The 14,966-nt window shown below is 62.1% G+C and carries 15 protein-coding genes; 5 read left to right on the top strand and 10 right to left on the bottom strand.

Annotated elements, in window-relative coordinates:
- Positions 1-3 precede the first annotated feature (3 nt).
- The 3 genes from NKI50_RS11970 to NKI50_RS11960 all read left to right on the top strand — a co-directional run bounded on the left by NKI50_RS11970 (position 4) and on the right by NKI50_RS11960 (position 2,540).
- A complete protein-coding gene (locus tag NKI50_RS11970) occupies positions 4-732 on the top strand; it encodes a glycerophosphodiester phosphodiesterase (protein WP_023717740.1) in 729 nt (242 codons plus the stop codon).
- A gap of 40 nt (positions 733-772) precedes the next feature.
- Positions 773-1,987 (top strand): GNAT family N-acetyltransferase, encoded by a 1,215-nt coding sequence (locus NKI50_RS11965; RefSeq protein WP_352643309.1) that lies wholly within the window; start codon positions 773-775, stop codon positions 1,985-1,987.
- A 121-nt stretch (positions 1,988-2,108) separates the two neighbouring features.
- Positions 2,109-2,540, top strand: coding sequence for an HIT family protein (locus NKI50_RS11960; RefSeq protein ID WP_352482287.1), 432 nt, complete (start codon positions 2,109-2,111; stop codon positions 2,538-2,540).
- A gap of 86 nt (positions 2,541-2,626) precedes the next feature.
- Here the strand turns inward: NKI50_RS11960 and clpA are convergent, their stop codons facing one another.
- The 3 genes from clpA to NKI50_RS11945 form a co-directional block, all read right to left on the bottom strand.
- Positions 2,627-5,095 (bottom strand): ATP-dependent Clp protease ATP-binding subunit ClpA, encoded by a 2,469-nt coding sequence (gene clpA / locus NKI50_RS11955; RefSeq protein WP_023717743.1) that lies wholly within the window; start codon positions 5,093-5,095, stop codon positions 2,627-2,629.
- Between the two features lie 6 nt (positions 5,096-5,101).
- Positions 5,102-5,428, bottom strand: a complete 327-nt coding sequence (gene clpS / locus NKI50_RS11950; RefSeq protein ID WP_023717744.1) for an ATP-dependent Clp protease adapter ClpS — start codon at positions 5,426-5,428, stop codon at positions 5,102-5,104.
- Positions 5,429-5,703: 275 nt separating this feature from the next.
- A complete protein-coding gene (locus NKI50_RS11945) occupies positions 5,704-6,033 on the bottom strand; it encodes a phasin family protein (RefSeq protein ID WP_023717745.1) in 330 nt (109 codons plus the stop codon).
- 299 nt (positions 6,034-6,332) lie between these two features.
- Between NKI50_RS11945 and NKI50_RS11940 the strand changes: the two genes are divergently transcribed.
- The gene (locus NKI50_RS11940) at positions 6,333-7,721 is read left to right on the top strand and encodes an SPOR domain-containing protein (protein ID WP_352494596.1); all 1,389 of its coding nucleotides are present in this window, start codon (positions 6,333-6,335) and stop codon (positions 7,719-7,721) included.
- 45 nt (positions 7,722-7,766) lie between these two features.
- Here NKI50_RS11940 and NKI50_RS11935 read toward each other — a convergent pair whose 3' ends face one another.
- From NKI50_RS11935 to NKI50_RS11920, 4 genes are all read right to left on the bottom strand, one after another.
- A complete protein-coding gene (locus NKI50_RS11935; RefSeq protein WP_023717747.1) occupies positions 7,767-8,465 on the bottom strand; it encodes a DnaJ domain-containing protein in 699 nt (232 codons plus the stop codon).
- On the bottom strand, positions 8,465-9,196 hold the full coding sequence (locus tag NKI50_RS11930; RefSeq protein WP_352482282.1) for a vWA domain-containing protein: 732 nt from the start codon (positions 9,194-9,196) through the stop codon (positions 8,465-8,467). The genes NKI50_RS11935 and NKI50_RS11930 overlap by 1 nt, the downstream gene beginning before the upstream one ends.
- Before the next feature lie 124 nt (positions 9,197-9,320).
- Positions 9,321-9,758 (bottom strand): DUF1489 family protein, encoded by a 438-nt coding sequence (locus NKI50_RS11925; protein WP_352643312.1) that lies wholly within the window; start codon positions 9,756-9,758, stop codon positions 9,321-9,323.
- Between the two features lie 85 nt (positions 9,759-9,843).
- Positions 9,844-11,247, bottom strand: coding sequence for an L-serine ammonia-lyase (locus NKI50_RS11920; RefSeq protein ID WP_352482280.1), 1,404 nt, complete (start codon positions 11,245-11,247; stop codon positions 9,844-9,846).
- Between the two features lie 170 nt (positions 11,248-11,417).
- On the opposite strand from NKI50_RS11920, the gene NKI50_RS11915 reads away from it, so the two are divergent.
- Positions 11,418-12,137, top strand: coding sequence for a DUF599 domain-containing protein (locus NKI50_RS11915; protein WP_023717752.1), 720 nt, complete (start codon positions 11,418-11,420; stop codon positions 12,135-12,137).
- Here the strand turns inward: NKI50_RS11915 and NKI50_RS11910 are convergent.
- From NKI50_RS11910 to NKI50_RS11900, 3 genes are read right to left on the bottom strand one after another with little or no spacing between them, the layout of a single operon-like run.
- On the bottom strand, positions 12,110-12,907 hold the full coding sequence (locus NKI50_RS11910) for a YdcF family protein (protein ID WP_023717753.1): 798 nt from the start codon (positions 12,905-12,907) through the stop codon (positions 12,110-12,112). The two genes, NKI50_RS11915 and NKI50_RS11910, sit on opposite strands and share 28 nt — an antisense overlap.
- A 28-nt stretch (positions 12,908-12,935) precedes the next feature.
- Positions 12,936-14,501 (bottom strand): amidase, encoded by a 1,566-nt coding sequence (locus tag NKI50_RS11905; protein ID WP_023717754.1) that lies wholly within the window; start codon positions 14,499-14,501, stop codon positions 12,936-12,938.
- Positions 14,501-14,959: a GNAT family N-acetyltransferase gene (locus NKI50_RS11900; RefSeq protein ID WP_352482278.1), complete on the bottom strand. Its 459-nt coding sequence runs from the start codon at positions 14,957-14,959 to the stop codon at positions 14,501-14,503. The genes NKI50_RS11905 and NKI50_RS11900 overlap by 1 nt, the downstream gene beginning before the upstream one ends.
- Positions 14,960-14,966 lie beyond the last annotated feature (7 nt).

Raw genomic sequence — 14,966 nt, 5'->3', positions numbered from 1 at the left:
ACCATGACCGACCTTTCCTGGCTGACTGCCCGGCCCGTCGCCCATCGCGGCCTCCACGACATGAACAAGGCGCGCTGGGAGAACACTCTTTCCGCCTTCGCCGCGGCAGCCGAGCGCGGCTATGCGATCGAGTGCGACGTGCACCTGTCATCCGACGGCGTCCCCGTCATCATCCACGATGGCGATCTGCGGCGGCTGACCGGCGAGGACGGCTTCGTCTGGCAGCGTACGGCTGCTGAGATCACGGCGCTGAAGGTCGGCGGCACCGCCGACCATTTGCCGACGCTGCAGCAGGCGCTTAATCTGGTCGACGGGCGTGTGCCGATGGTTGTCGAGCTGAAAGGCGCTGCCGGACACGACGAAGGCCTGGTCGAAGGCGTCGGCAAGATGCTCAAGCGCTATAAGGGCAAGACCGCGATCATGTCGTTCGACCATTGGCTGATCCGCGAGTTCCCGAAACATGCACCCGGCATACCCGGCGGGTTGACCGCCTACGGCAACGACAACCATCTGATCGAGGCGCATTTCGCCATGCTGGCGCATGACATCGCCTTTATCTCCTACGCCGCCGGCGACCTGCCGAACCGGTTCGTGTCGTTCGTACGTGAAAGGCTCGGCATGCCGGTGATCACCTGGACAGTGCATGACCAACCTGCCGTCGACCTGACCTTCAAATATGCCGACCAGATGACGTTCGAAGGATTCGAGCCCGATCTTGTGCGGCTTGCTTGAACGGGCTTGTATGGGTTCGCAGCGAGCTTAAGTAAGCCACATGGATCAAGGGGACGACTGCGACAGACAAACGGCGAATGCGGAGCTGTCGATCCGCATCGCCGCGGGCATCGGCGCCTTCACCAGCGCGGAATGGGACAGCCTTGGTGGCACTACGCGGGGCGAGGCAGAAAACGCCTACAACCCGCTTGTTTCATTCGCTTTTTTGAGCGCGCTAGAAGATTCCGGCTGCGCCGTTCGACGCACCGGCTGGCAGGGTCATCATCTCAGGCTGGAAACCGCGCAAGGCAAGCTGCTCGGTGCGGTCCCCTGCTATCTGAAGTCGCACAGCCAGGGCGAATATGTCTTCGACCATGGCTGGTCGGACGCATTCGAACGCGCCGGCGGGCGCTACTATCCGAAGCTGCAATGCGCGGTGCCGTTCACACCCGTCACCGGCCCTCGCCTGCTGGTCGGCAAGCGCGAGGACAGCCCCACCGTCAAGGCCGGCCTTGCGGCCGGCGTAAAGGCGGTGACGGATAAGCTCGGCGTGTCTTCCGCGCATGTCACCTTCGCGCCGGAGGATGATGTCCAGATCTTGGCGGCAGCCGGCTTCCTGCATCGCACCGACCAGCAGTTTCACTTCTTCAACGAAGGCTTTTCGAGCTACGACGATTTTCTCTCGACGTTGGCCTCGCGCAAGCGCAAGGCGATGAAAAAGGAGCGGCGTGAGGCGCTCGCCGACGGCATCTCGATCGACTGGCTGACCGGCAAGGATCTGACCGAAAAAGCCTGGGACGACTTTTACGCGTTCTACATGGATACCGGCAGCAGGAAATGGGGCCGGCCCTACCTCAACCGCGATTTCTTCTCCTTGATCGGCGAGCGCATGGCCGACGACATCCTGCTGGTGATGGCCAAACGCAACGGGCGCTACATAGCCGGCGCCATCAACTTCATCGGTTCAGACGCGCTCTACGGCCGCAATTGGGGCTGCATCGAGGACCACCCGTTCCTGCATTTCGAGGTCTGCTACCATCAGGCGATCGATTTCGCCATCTCGCGAAAGCTGAAGGTGGTTGAAGCCGGTGCGCAGGGCGAGCACAAGCTGGCGCGCGGCTACCGGCCGGTGACGATGCATTCGGCGCACTACATCGCCCATCCAGGTCTGCGCAATGCAGTGGCCGACTACCTCCAGCGCGAGCGGCGCGAAGTCGAGCGGATGAGCGAATATCTGGAAGAGCACACCCCGTTCCGCAAGGACATGGCGGAGTAGCAAAACCCGCCCGATCGCTCAACCACGTTCGAGCCTGCATGGCCGATGTCGACCGATCGTCTTGCCCGCCCGCAACAGCTTCGCTACACGAGACCGCGAGCCAAGAACCGGAGCGTGCGCCATGGCCGAAGCAACCTACGACAGCAGCAACATTTTCGCAAAAATCCTGCGCGGAGAAATCCCTTCGCACCGCGTCTACGAGGATGATGCGGTCATCGTCTTCATGGATGTGATGCCGCAAGGACCGGGTCACACGCTGGTCGTGCCGAAAGCGCCGTCGCGCAACCTGCTCGACGCGGATCCGGCGGTGCTTGGCCCCCTCTTCGCTCACGTGCAGAAAGTTGCGCGGGCAGTAAAGAAGGCCTTCGATGCCGATGGCGTCACGGTCATGCAGTTCAACGAACCAGCTTCGGGCCAGACCGTCTACCACCTCCATGTCCATGTCATTCCGCGCTTCGAAGGCATCCCCTTGAAGCCGCACAGCGGACAGATGGAACAGCCTGAAGTCCTGGCTGAGAACGCCGGCAAGATACGGACGGCGCTGGCAAACTGAATCGGGGCGAAGCCGCTCGGCCGACACTCGACCACAAGCTTCATGAAAAAAGCCCCGTTGCCGGGGCTTTTTTACTTGCAGGATTGTCAGTTCTTACGCGGCAGTTGCGGCACCAGGCTGCGCTTGCCGCCATCCTTGCCCTTCGGCTCCGACTTCTGCGCCACCGCCTTTTTCCCGGCGGGCTTTTTCGCCACCGCCTTCTTTGCTTTCGGCACGTCGTCCGGCTCTTCCTTCTTCGGCTTCACCGGCGCCTCGTCGGCGAGCGATTCGAGCTTCAGGCCGGTCTCGCCGGTTTCCTTCTTCTCGACGGTGACACGCACCGTGCCGCCCTTCTTGAGCTTGCCGAACAGCACCTCGTCGGCCAGCGGCTTCTTGATGTGCTCCTGAATGACACGGCCAAGTGGCCGCGCACCCATGCGCTCGTCATAGCCCTTGTCGGCCAGCCAGGCGATTGCATCCTGCGACAGGTCGAAGGTCACGCCGCGTTCGGAAAGCTGCGCTTCCAGCTGCATGACGAACTTCTGCACCACCTGATGGATGACCGGCACCGGCAGCGAGCCGAACGGAATGATCGCATCGAGACGGTTGCGGAACTCCGGCGTGAACAGCCGGTTGATCGCTTCGACATCGTCGCCTTCGCGTTTGGTCGAACCGAAACCGATCGCCGCGCGCTGCGCGTCGGATGCGCCCGCATTGGTGGTCATGATCAGGATGACATTGCGGAAGTCGATCTGCTTACCGTTATGGTCGGTCAGCTTGCCGTGATCCATGACCTGCAACAGGATGTTGAACAGGTCCGGATGCGCCTTTTCGACTTCGTCCAGCAACAGCACGCAATGCGGATGCTGGTCGACGCCGTCGGTCAGAAGGCCGCCCTGGTCGAAGCCGACATAGCCGGGAGGCGCGCCGATCAGCCGCGAAACGGTGTGGCGTTCCATATATTCCGACATGTCGAAGCGGATCAGCTCCACGCCGAGCGAGGCGGCGAGCTGCTTGGCCACTTCCGTCTTGCCGACACCGGTCGGACCGGAGAACAGGTACGAGCCGATCGGCTTTTCCGGTTCCCGCAGGCCGGCCCGCGCCAGCTTGATGGCCGAAGTCAGCGCGGTGATCGCGGTGTCCTGGCCATAGACGACGCGCTTCAACTCGATGTCGAGACCTTGCAGCACCTTCTCGTCGTCGGCGGAAACCGTCTTCGGCGGGATGCGCGCCATCGTGGCGATCGTCGCTTCGATCTCCTTGATGCCGATGGTCTTCTTGCGCTTGGCTTCGGGCACCAGCATCTGCGAGGCGCCGGTCTCGTCGATCACGTCGATCGCCTTGTCCGGCAGCTTGCGGTCGTTGATGTAACGGGCCGAGAGCTCGACCGAAGCCTTGATCGCTTCACTCGTGTAGCGAACCTTGTGGAACTCCTCGAAATAGGGCTTCAGTCCCTTCATGATCTCGATGGCGTCCTCGACGGTCGGCTCGTTGACGTCGATCTTCTGGAATCGCCGCACCAGCGCGCGGTCCTTCTCGAAGAACTGCCGGAACTCCTTGTAGGTGGTCGAGCCGATGCAGCGGATCGCGCCGGACGACAGCGCCGGCTTCAACAGGTTCGACGCATCCATGGCGCCACCAGAGGTGGCTCCTGCCCCGATCACGGTGTGGATCTCATCGATGAACAGCACGGCGCCGGGATAGTCCTCGAGCTCCTTGACGACCTGCTTCAGCCGCTCCTCGAAATCGCCGCGATAACGGGTGCCGGCCAGCAGCGTGCCCATGTCGAGCGCGAAGATGGTGGCATTGTGCAGCACTTCGGGAACGTCGCCCTCGACGATGCGCTTGGCGAGGCCTTCGGCGATCGCCGTCTTGCCGACGCCGGGATCGCCGACATAGAGCGGGTTGTTCTTGGACCGGCGGCACAGCACCTGGATAGTCCGGTTGATCTCGCTCTCGCGACCGATCAGCGGATCGATCTTGCCAGCCTTGGCCTTGTTGTTCAGGTTGACGCAATAGGCAGTCAGCGCGTCCTGCTGCTGCTTCTTCTTGCCGCCTTCTTCTTGCGGCTCAGCTCCGCCCTGGCTGCCTTGCTCGTCGTCGGCGCCGCGCGGCGTCCGCGTCTCGGAAGCGCCTGGGCGCTTGGCAATGCCATGCGAGATGTAGTTGACCGCGTCGTAGCGGGTCATCTGCTGTTCCTGCAGGAAATAAGCGGCGTGGCTCTCGCGCTCGGCGAAGATGGCGACGAGCACGTTGGCGCCGGACACCTCCTCGCGGCCTGACGACTGCACATGGATCACCGCGCGCTGGATGACGCGCTGAAAACCGGCCGTCGGCTTGGAATCTTCATCGTAGCCGGTGACGAGATTGTCGAGCTCGGTGTCGATATAGGTGAGAACCGTATGCTTCAACTCGTCGAGATCGACGTTGCAGGCACGCATGACTGCGGCCGCCTCGGTGTCGTCGATCAGGGCGAGCAGCAAATGTTCAAGGGTTGCATATTCATGGTGCCGCTCATTGGCGAGCGTCAGCGCTTGGTGAAGCGCCTTTTCCAGGCCTTGGGAGAAAGCCGGCATGTTACCTCACTTCTTCTCCATCACGCATTGCAGCGGATGCTGATTCTGTCGGGCGAAATCCATGACCTGAGACACTTTGGTCTCGGCCACCTCGAATGTATAGACCCCGCACTCGCCCACCCCATGATTGTGAACATGAAGCATTATGCGTGTGGCGGCTTCGCGATCCTTCTGGAAAAAACGCTCCAGCACGTGAACCACGAACTCCATGGGTGTGTAGTCGTCGTTAAGGATGAGGACCCGATACAGACTGGGCTTCTTGGTCTTGGTTTTTGTGCGCGTGATGACGGCCGTGCCGCGACCGGCCTCATTGCCGTTGCTGCCGTTCTGCATTCGCACCACGTAGCTCGTGGCAGTCAAACCTGTAGTCACGTAGTCCTGCCTCTTTCGAATCCTCATGCATGCTCGACATGTAGGTGCTCGATGGACGATTTTAAGCCCTTCTGTTTAGCTGACAATATGGCTAGGTGGCCAAACTTGACCGATTTTTCAAATCGTGAAGACCGCAAGGACCCCGATTTCGAGCTGGCATGAAAAAACCCGGCCGCGCGTTCGCGACCGGGTCTGTCTTTTGAGGCCCAAGGGCCGGCTTGGAACGTTCGTCGAATTTACTTCGCCTTGGCGACAATCGATTCGAACGGCTTGTAGGCTTCCTTGGCGAGTTCGGCATAGAGATCGCCAAGCTTGGTGGCCTCGGTGACGAAGCTCTCATAGGACTGCTTGGCGTAGTCGGACTGGATTTCGATCGCCTTATCCAGCGACTTGGCGGAGAAGAGCTTCTCGACAACGGCGCTGCCGGCCTCAAAACTTTTCTTGGTGTACTCGCCCGCCTCGGTGGCGATGGCCTGCGCACCCTTGGACAGCGATGCAAAGCTCTTCAATCCGGTGTCGGCAAATTCCTTGCCGTATTTGCTGAAATCTTCATAGGTCTGGGTCATTTCACGCATTCCCTGAACGGTTGCCTTTGGACGATGAACGCGCCTTGTCCGGGCCGCGTTGTGCAATGCGTGTAAATATATTGTGCAGTGCACAAAAAGTCAAGATTTCCGCGGCAATGCGCATCGTGAGCCGCCGGCAATCGCTAAGATTCGAATAAAGAGAGGCTCAATCCCGCAGAAAAGGGTGAACGCGGCGGTTACCATAAACGGATTGGTAACGCTGCCCGCGTTAGCGTGGCCCGAGGTGAGGCAGGACCCTTTGCCGCCTCCAAGGCAACGGAAATTCAAAGGAACTATCAGTGCGTAAGGCGTTGTCGGGCTTCGTTTCCAAATCCGCGTCCCCCCTCAAAACGATCATGATTCTCGCTATGGCGATGAGCTTCGTCGTCGCGGACGCGGCTTCATCCATGGCGGCCAAGTCGGCGGCCATCGTCATCGATGCCAAGTCCGGCAAGGTGCTTTATTCGTCGGATGCCGATGGCCGGCGCTATCCGGCCTCGCTTACCAAGATGATGACGCTCTATCTGACGTTCGAGGCATTGGCGAAGGGCAGGATCAGCAGGAATTCTCCGGTCGTGTTCTCGGCCAATGCCGCTGCCGAACCGCCAACAAAGCTCGGCGTCAAGCGGGGCGGCTCGGTCACGGTCGAGACCGCCATCCTGTCGATGGTGACCAAATCGGCAAACGATTCCGCAACTGCGCTTGGCGAGATGCTCGGCGGCAATGAGGCCAATTTCGCCCGCATGATGACCGCCAAGGCGCGGGCGCTGGGCATGCGGGGAACCGTTTTCCGCAACGCCAACGGCTTGCCTGATCCCGGGCAGTTCACGACGGCGCGCGACATGGCGCTGCTCGGTATCGCCCTGAGAGAGCATTTTCCACAATATTACGGCTATTTCTCGCAGCGCTCCTTTCTTTACGGGCGACAGCGCATCAACGGCCATAACCGTCTGCTCGGACGCATCAAGGGCGTCGACGGCATCAAGACCGGTTATACCCGCGCCTCCGGCTATAACCTGGTCTCCTCGGTATCGGATGGCGACCGGCGCATCGTAGCGGTGGTCATGGGCGGCAGGTCCGGCGGCAGCCGCGACAGCCAGATGGCCGGGTTGATCAATGCCTACATGCCGAAGGCGTCGTCGCGCGGCGGCGGCATGCTGATTGCCAAAGCCGGTGGCGGCAATCCGATTTCAGCCCTGGCCAAGGTGCTTCTGCCGAAGCATGACGCGCCGACGCCGGATAGTAAGCCGGACGACGATGCCGTTGCCTCCCTCGTCGAGGAAAATGCTCCCGTCGTTGAAGAAACCACTCCGGTCGTTCAGACCAGAAAGGTCAAGACGGCGGCCGTGGCGACAGCGGACGATGTGGCGACGGCCCGGGTCGCCGCAGCCTATGCCGAACCGGCTGCAGAGGTCGATCCGGTCAGCACGGCGTCGGTGCCATCCGGCTGGGCAATACAGGTCGCCTCTTCGCCAAAGCAATCCGAAGCAAAGGCTTTCCTCGACAAGGCGACGAAGCAGGTGCCCTCCGTTCTGGCCGATGCCTCCGGTTTCACCGTCGCCTTCGACAAAGACGGCGTCACCTATTACCGCGCCCGGTTCGGTGGTTTTGGTTCGAAGACCGCCGCCTGGAAGGCTTGTAACGCTTTGAAAAAGAAGAAGATCGAGTGCTACGCCGTCCAGCAGTAAGGGCGCGAAACGATATCTTTCCCGAAAGTTCTGCGTCGAAGGAGACTAGTTGTGATTGGAGAGCAAGACGTCCTTGGCTTCGTTGATCCGCGCCGCCAGGAAAGACGTGCCACCGATATCGGGGTGCAGGCGCTGCATCAGGCGGCGGTGCGCCTTGCGGACATCCGCCGCGGCAGCCCCCGCTTCAAGACCAAGGATCTTGTAGGCCTCCTCCTTAGTCATGGCGCCCGAACCTGGCGCAACACCCAGCCCTTCGCCACCATTCGCGTCAGCGTCTTTGCGCCAGATGGGAAATCTGCCGTCAAGATACGTCTCTAGCAGCTGGCGGCTCTCCGGATCGCCGGAGAGTTCGCGATAAAGTTGCTGCAATTCGGCAAGCCCCATCGAGCCAAGCATCTTGCCTTCATGGCGCCCAGCCAGCACGAGGCCTTCGAGGCCGCCGGTGTCGTGATCGAGTTCCATCTCAAGCGCCGCGGTACGCACCGTCGAACGCTTGCCCGGTGCCAGTTTCGCGGCCGGCTGATTCATGCGCATGGAGCCATACCAGGCGAGCGCGGCCGACAGGATCAAGCCGCCGAGGCCCTCGCGCCCGACCAGCAGCACGGCAACGCCGACCAGCCCGAGCAGCACGGGTCCAAGGGTCCTCATGCCGCCTGCAAGCTTCCCCGGATCGGCGCGCAGGAAGATGGTGAGCATGCCGAGAAGCACCAGAAGCAATGCTACAAAAGCGATAATCGCGCCCATCAGTTTCCGCCGCCCCGTAGATGCTCGATCATCAGCCGGTCCTCCGGCCTGCCCCGGTCCTCCAGTGCTTTCAGACCGCCGGTCGCAAACACGGCGACGGACGAAAGCAGGCCGGCCAAGGTCGCGGCAGCCCGCCGATCAAACCGGAACCAGGCCCCTTTGGACAGCCGTGCAATTTCCTTGAACGCCTTTTCTGCACCGGCATCATGGCCTTCCTGAAAAACGAAGACAGGAACGCCGTGCAGACCTAGGCTACCGGCCTTTTCGGCCAGATCATCTATGTTTTCTTCCATCGCATCGCCGATATAGACCAGCGCGTTGACCTTGGCCGCCGCCGTCTGTTTCAGCGCATGGGCGAGCACCTTGCCGATCTGGGTGTGGCCGCTACGGCAGTCGATGCGCGTCATCAGCTGCTTCAGAGCTTCGGTATCGGTGACGAATGCGGAGGAACGGCACTCGCCAAGCCCGCGGAAATAGACCAGTTGAACCTTGAGCACCCCAGCCTTGCCGACGGCGTCGAACATCTCGGCCTGCAGCGCACAGGCGAGATCCCAGGTCGGCTGGCGGCTCATCGTAGCGTCGAGGGACAGGATCAGCCTGCCTGAACCGGTGGCGGATGCAGCGAGCGTCCTTGCCTGACGGAGAAAGGCGTCGATCTCGCCGGTGCTCGATTGGGACTCGACCGGCGCAGGATTGGCCTTTGCAGGCACGGGCTGCTTCTTGTCGCTCATGACATTCAAGATGTGGCGTTGTTCCCCAGCTTGCAAGCCCAGATCAGGCGACCTGCAGGACCGGTGATGATGGCAACTGCGGACAAGCGTTCGGCCGGTGCCCTTGGCGTTACGGTTCTTGGCGTCAGAGTAGGCCGAGATCGGCAAGCTCACGCCTGAGCTTCGGCGGCATTTCGATCAGCCCGGCTTTGCCCTTGCCGAGATCGGCCGGCGCGTCCGCCGGCTTCAGGTAGCGCCACCCTTGGAATGCACGGCGCGGCTGCCGGTCGGTGCGCACGACCTCGGGATCGAGGATCAGATGGCAGCGGCCGATGCCATCGTCATCGGTGAAGGGCCGGATTTCGGTGATCAGCTGACGGCATTGGACATTGCCCTTGACCACCCAGTAGAGCGAGCCGCCGTCGGTGATCTCGGCGCCGCGCGTCGGCACCATGCGGGTGGTGTGGTAGTGTTCGGCCGGTTCGCCGGCGCGGCGCCGCTCGTCGAGGCGGAAGGCAATCCACTCTTCCAGATCCTCGACGCTGTCACAGCCGACGCAAAGCTTTATGAGATTGAGAGACATCGTTTAAGGTTTAGCCCAGCACGCGAACGCGTCAACGGCCTGATCGACTTCTCCACAGTGGTGGTCCAGGCCGCCAGACTGGCGCTCAGCACTCCACGACATTGACGGCCAATCCGCCAAGGCTGGTTTCCTTGTACTTTTCGTTCATGTCGAGGCCGGTCTGGCGCATCGTCTCGATCGCCGCATCGAGCGGCACGAAATGAACGCCATCGCCCTTGATGGCCAGCGAAGCGGCGGTCACCGCCTTGACAGCGCCAAGCGCGTTGCGCTCGATGCACGGCACCTGCACCAGGCCGCCGACCGGATCGCAGGTCATGCCGAGATGATGTTCCAGCGCGATTTCGGCAGCGTTCTCGACCTGCTCGGGCGTGCCGCCCATGACGGCGCACAATCCCGCCGCAGCCATCGCCGAAGCCGAACCGACCTCGCCCTGGCAGCCTACCTCGGCCCCCGAGATCGAAGCATTGGTCTTGATGATGCCGCCAACGGCCGCCGCCGTCAGCAGGAAATCGCGGATACTCGGCTGGTCGGCTTCGGGATGGAAATGCAGCCAATAGCGCAACACCGCGGGCAGAGTGCCGGCCGCCCCATTGGTTGGCGCGGTGACGACACGGCCGCCGGCGGCGTTCTCCTCGTTGACCGCCATTGCATAGATCGACAGCCAGTCATTGGCGAGCAGCGGGTTGGGCCGGTTCTGCTGCCATTGCTCCTGCAACTTGTCGTGCAGCATCCGGGCACGGCGGCGCACCTTCAGTCCGCCGGGCATGATGCCGTCTTGCGACAGGCCGCGCTCGATGCATCCCTTCATGGCGCTCCAGATGCCGTCGAGGCCGGCGTCGAGCTCCTCGCGCGACATCTGCGTCTCCTCGTTGACGCGCTTCATCTCGGCGATGGAAAGGCCACTTTTCGCTGCCATTGAGAGCATTTCGACGGCGTTCTTGAACGGATATGGAACCTTCTTGCCTTCGGTTGTCGCCGAGCCCCTCGCCTTCATCCGCTGCAATTCTTCCTCGGAAACGACAAAGCCGCCGCCGATCGAATAGTAGACGCGCCTCAGCAGCAACCGGTCTCCGGCATCATAGGCAGAAAACGCCATGCCATTGGCGTGACCCGGCAGCGGCGTCTTGCGATCCAGCACCAGATCCGTTGCCGGGTCGAAACGATAGGACGGATGGCCGGGCGGCGAAATCCGCTTCTCGGCGGCGATGCGAGCGGCGATGCCGTCGGCGTGGTCAGGATCCACCGTCTGCGGCGTCTGGCCGGCGAGGCCGAGCACCACGGCGCGATCGGAGCCATGGCCGATACCGGTATAGGCGAGCGAGCCATGCAGGCTGGCCGCGATTCGGTCGACCCTGGCGTCGGCCGGACGCGGCCAGTCGTCTCCCGCAATCTCGTCGAGAAACCGCCGCGCAGCCGTCATCGGCCCCATCGTGTGCGAACTCGATGGGCCGATGCCGATCTTGAACAGGTCGAAAACCGAAAGGAACACGTGGGCGTTTTCTCCTGGGACCCTGTTGAGATCTACATATAGGAATTCCCATGATGTTTTCCGCTGTTTTGAAGATCGCGGCGCTGCGCCTGCCGACCTTGTTTGCTCCGGCAGCGACATTCCGGCTTCGGCCATCGAAGCGTCCCCTCCGCCTGTGGTAAAAGCACCGCATGAGCGATTCCTTTCATTTATCGACGGCCGACCTTGCTGCGCTGGGGTTCTTCCTTGCCGCGTGGGTGCTGCATACGCTCGCCGCCGACGGAATGCTGGTCAGCCGCATGTCGCTGACGAGGGCGATGAACGCGCAGCGCGAGGCCTGGATGAGGACCATGGCCGAACGCGAGATCCGCATCGTCGACACCGCCATCATGAGCGGCCTGCAACAGGGGACCGCCTTCTTTGCCTCCAGTTCGCTAATTGCGATCGGCGGCTGTTTTGCCTTGCTCGGCACTTCCGATCAGGTTCTCACTGTTCTGAGCGACCTGCCGTTTGGCGCCACATCCTCACGCGCCGCCTTCCAGACGAAGGTGTTCGGGCTGGTGCTGATCCTGGCCTTTTCCTTCTTCAAGTTCGGCTGGGCTTACCGGCTGTTCAACTATTGCTCGATCCTGATCGGCGCGGTGCCGATTCCGCATGGCGAGGCGTCGCGCAATCCGGTCACCGAAACGGCGGTGTGGCGCGCGGCCCGCATGAACATGCTGGCCGGGAAGCATTTCAATTCCGGGCTGCGCGGCGTGTTCTTCTCGATCGGTTATCTTGGCTGGTTCGTCGATCCCGCCGTTTTCGTGCTATCGACGCTGCTGCTTCTGGCGGTGCTGGTGCGCCGCCAATTTTTCTCGGCGGCGCGGCAGGCGGTGCTCGGTCAGCCGCCTGGCCCGGGAAAAGGCTGATCAATGCGGCCCGACAGCCAATAGGCGACGAGCCCGATCCATTCGCGAATCGCGATGGTCGTGGTCTGCAGCGCTTCGTTGGTAGATTTGCGGAACAGGCTGATACCTTCCTTACCGGAGGTGCGGTAGTCGACCGGCCATGGAACCGTCGGGAAGCCGGCTCTGTCGAACAGCGCCTTGGCGCGCGGCATGTGGAAGGCTGAGGTCACCAGCAGCCAGATCTCGCCGGGTTTCGGCGTAATCAGCCGCTTGGTGAAGACGGCATTCTCGTAGGTGTTGCGTGACTTGTCTTCCAGGATCAGACGATCGGCCGCCACGCCGAGCGCAGTGAGTACGCGTGGCGCCGTGGTTGAGTCGCCTTCGTCCTCACCGATTATTGCAACGGGGCCGCCTGAAATGACGACTCTCGCTGTCGGAAAACGCCGCGCCAGCACGGCTGCCTCGACAATTCGATCGCCACTGGCGTTGAGTTCATAACCGCCGCGAACGAAATTGATGGCGCCGTCCATACCGCCGCCGAGCACAACGATTCCGTCAACCCTTTCCGGCAGGGGTGGCTTAGGGAAACGCTCCTCGAGCGGATTGAGCATCACTGCGCCGAGCGAGGTCCATGCTGACAGTGCCAGGACAAGGAAGGCCAGCACGCTGCCGGTGGCAAATAGCCTTTTGCGCCCGACCAATGCCGCAAGCAATCCAGCCAGCAGCAGGATGATCGCGAGATTAAGCGGCTGGACGAAGAGCCACAGGACCTTGGAGACATAGAAGAACATCCCTCACCCCCTCAGATGAGAAACGATCCTACCACCATTTTTCCGGCTGAAATGTGCCGGCCGCCTGTTCGATGACATGGGCGGTCTGGAACAGCGTTTCCTCGTCGAAAGGCCGGCCGATCAGCTGCAGGCCGAGTGGCAGCCCCTTGGCGTCGAGCCCGGCCGGAACCGCGATGCCGGGCAAGCCGGCCATGTTCACCGTCACCGTAAAGATGTCGTTGAGATACATCTTGACCGGGTCGGCGGCCATGTCTTCGTCTGCGATGCCGAAGGCGGCGGACGGCGTTGCCGGCGTCAGGATGACGTCGACACCTGCGACAAACACATTTTCGAAATCGCGCTTGATCAGGTTACGAACCTTCTGCGCCTGCAGATAGTAGGCATCGTAGTAGCCAGCGGAAAGCACATAGGTGCCGATCATGATGCGGCGCTTGACCTCACGCCCGAAGCCGGCGGCGCGGGTCTTTTCATACATGTCGACAATGTCCTTGCCGGGCACGCGCAATCCATAGCGGACGCCGTCGTAACGGGCGAGGTTGGACGAGGCTTCGGCGGGCGCAACAATGTAATAGGCCGGCAGCGCGTATTTCGTGTGCGGCAGCGAGATGTCGACAATCTCGGCGCCGGCATCCCTCAGCCAGGCAATGCCCTTCTGCCACAACGCCTCGATCTCCTCGGGCATGCCGTCGACACGGTATTCCTTGGGGATGCCGACCTTCATCCCCTTGATCGAGCGGCCGATCGCCGCCTCGTAATCCGGCACCGGCAGGTCGACGGAGGTCGTGTCCTTCGGGTCGACCGAAGCCATCGACTTCAACAGGATCGCGGCATCGCGCACGTCGCGCGCGATCGGCCCGGCCTGGTCGAGCGACGAGGCGAAGGCGACGACGCCCCAACGCGAGCAGCGGCCATAGGTCGGCTTAATGCCGACCGTGCCGGTGAAGGCGGCGGGCTGGCGGATCGAGCCGCCGGTGTCGGTGGCGGTAGCGCCGGCGCACAGGAAGGCCGAGACGGCTGATGCCGAGCCACCGGACGAACCGCCCGGCACCAGCTGGGCATTGTCCAACGTGCGCGCGGTCCTGGTGCCGCCCGCCGAAACGAAGCCGCCCTCGCCCTGATGTGTCGTCGGCATTACCACCGTGTCGAGCCGCGAACGCCGCCACGGGTTGATGACAGGCCCGTAATACGAGGTCTCGTTGGACGAGCCCATGGCGAACTCGTCCATGTTGAGCTTGCCGAGCATGACGGCGCCATCCGCCCACAGATTGGCGGTGATAGTCGATTCGTAGCGCGGCTTGAACCCGTCAAGCACGTGGCTGCAGGCCTGGGTGTGGACGCCTTCGGTGCCGAACAGATCCTTGATGCCGAGCGGGATACCCTCGAGCGACCCGCCCTCGCCCTTGGCCAGTTTCGCGTCGGAGGCCTTGGCCATGTCGCGCGCTTTGTCGCCAGTGACCACCACATAGGCATTGAGCGCCGGATTGGCTCGCTCGATAGCCGAAAGATAAGCCTCGGTGACTTCGGTGGCGGTGATCTCCCTGGAGCGCAATTTGGCGCGGGCCTGCGAAATCGTCAGCTGGGTCAGGTCGCTCATCAGGCAAGACTCTTTTCGTAAAACACCGACCACTCGGAATTGGGATAATTCAGCACCGGCCCACAGCGCGAAAAACCGGCGCGTTCGTAGACGGTCCAGGCGGCGGGATGACGGTCGCCCGTCTCCAGCACCAGACGCTTCAGCCCTTCTTGGCGCGCCAAGCCCTCAATCCGCTCGACGATCATCGCACCGATTTTGCGGCCGCGATGCGAAGGCCGCGTATACATACGCTTGACCTCGCCGACGACAGCATCGTGGCGCTTCAGCGCGCCGCAACCGATGGCAAGGCCGTTATCGCGGGCGATGAAGACGGTCGTGTCGCGGTCCGCCATCTGCTCGACCGTCAAATGGTAGCAATGCTCCGGCGGCGTCAACTCCAGCAATGTGGCGTTGAGCTCCTCGACCAGCCCACGCACATCGTCCTGCAGCGGCGTCTCCGCGGCGATCTCGATTACCATCGGCCAG

Origin of the sequence: Mesorhizobium sp. M0563, assembly GCF_040321065.1 — a bacterium.
Lineage (GTDB): Bacteria > Pseudomonadota > Alphaproteobacteria > Rhizobiales > Rhizobiaceae > Mesorhizobium.
The sequence above is the reverse complement of the archived record's forward strand: the minus strand, read 5'-3'. Positions and strand labels throughout refer to the sequence as shown.

What these genes read in the sequence shown, in the direction of transcription:
- NKI50_RS11935 (WP_023717747.1), bottom strand. Translation starts at nt 8,465, where the DNA reads ATGGGCGCGATTATCGCTTTTGTAGCATTGCTTCTGGTGCTTCTCGGC.
- NKI50_RS11960 (WP_352482287.1), top strand. Translation starts at nt 2,109, where the DNA reads ATGGCCGAAGCAACCTACGACAGCAGCAACATTTTCGCAAAAATCCTG.
- NKI50_RS11910 (WP_023717753.1), bottom strand. Translation starts at nt 12,907, where the DNA reads ATGTTCTTCTATGTCTCCAAGGTCCTGTGGCTCTTCGTCCAGCCGCTT.
- NKI50_RS11945 (WP_023717745.1), bottom strand. Translation starts at nt 6,033, where the DNA reads ATGACCCAGACCTATGAAGATTTCAGCAAATACGGCAAGGAATTTGCC.
- NKI50_RS11965 (WP_352643309.1), top strand. Translation starts at nt 773, where the DNA reads ATGGATCAAGGGGACGACTGCGACAGACAAACGGCGAATGCGGAGCTG.
- NKI50_RS11925 (WP_352643312.1), bottom strand. Translation starts at nt 9,758, where the DNA reads ATGTCTCTCAATCTCATAAAGCTTTGCGTCGGCTGTGACAGCGTCGAG.
- NKI50_RS11970 (WP_023717740.1), top strand. Translation starts at nt 4, where the DNA reads ATGACCGACCTTTCCTGGCTGACTGCCCGGCCCGTCGCCCATCGCGGC.
- NKI50_RS11905 (WP_023717754.1), bottom strand. Translation starts at nt 14,501, where the DNA reads ATGAGCGACCTGACCCAGCTGACGATTTCGCAGGCCCGCGCCAAATTG.
- clpA (WP_023717743.1), bottom strand. Translation starts at nt 5,095, where the DNA reads ATGCCGGCTTTCTCCCAAGGCCTGGAAAAGGCGCTTCACCAAGCGCTG.
- NKI50_RS11900 (WP_352482278.1), bottom strand. Translation starts at nt 14,959, where the DNA reads ATGGTAATCGAGATCGCCGCGGAGACGCCGCTGCAGGACGATGTGCGT.
- clpS (WP_023717744.1), bottom strand. Translation starts at nt 5,428, where the DNA reads ATGCAGAACGGCAGCAACGGCAATGAGGCCGGTCGCGGCACGGCCGTC.
- NKI50_RS11930 (WP_352482282.1), bottom strand. Translation starts at nt 9,196, where the DNA reads ATGAGCGACAAGAAGCAGCCCGTGCCTGCAAAGGCCAATCCTGCGCCG.
- NKI50_RS11915 (WP_023717752.1), top strand. Translation starts at nt 11,418, where the DNA reads ATGAGCGATTCCTTTCATTTATCGACGGCCGACCTTGCTGCGCTGGGG.